A 663-nucleotide genomic window follows, 5' to 3' on the forward strand; every position below is an offset into this window, starting at 1 on the left:
GTCCTGCCCTTGTCCTTCCGCGTCACCACCGCTGGACAGCCTCCGTCCAGGGTGATTGTTTGTTCTCAAATTACATGAGAATCAGGAGAGTGCCGTGCGTCGTTTCGTGCCGCCGTGGCTGTGGGTGTTGCTGCTGTTGGGACCCGTGGGGGCCTTCGCGCTGAACGCGGGGCTGCCGCCGCCTCCGCCGGAGGTGGACCGGAGCACGCCCACGGCGACGGCGGCGGGGTTCCTGGAGGCGGCGCATGCTCGGGACGGGCTGCGGGCGCCGCACTACCTGGACCTGTCGCGGCTGCCTCCGGAGACGCAGGCGGAGGAGGGGCTGGCACTGGCGCGGCGGCTGGTGGTGGTGATGGACCGGACGCTGTGGCTGGACTTCGCGCGCATCGGCAAGGAGCCGGCGGGCCCGGGGGAGCGCGCGCGCCGCGAGGTGCTGGGCCAGGTGGCCACGACGCGAGGCCCCCAGGACATCGTCCTGGAGCGGGTGGACGCGGAAGGGGGCCCGGTGTGGGTCTTCAGCGCGGACACGGTGGGCGCCATCGACACGCTGTTCCAGGAGCACGGGTCGCCGCTGCTGGAGATGCTGCCGCCCGTGTTCTTCACGCGCCCGCTGTGGGTGCTGGAGACGTGGCAGTGGCTGGGGCTGGCGGTCGTGCTCGTGGG

At 71.9% G+C, this 663-nt stretch carries 1 pseudogene; it reads left to right on the forward strand.

Annotated elements, in window-relative coordinates:
- Positions 1-94: 94 nt before the first annotated feature.
- Positions 95-663: pseudogene (locus D7Y15_RS43685) on the forward strand (mechanosensitive ion channel family protein); the annotation flags it as partial.

This window comes from Corallococcus sp. AB030 (genome assembly GCF_003668965.1).
GTDB classification, from domain to species: domain Bacteria; phylum Myxococcota; class Myxococcia; order Myxococcales; family Myxococcaceae; genus Corallococcus; species Corallococcus exiguus.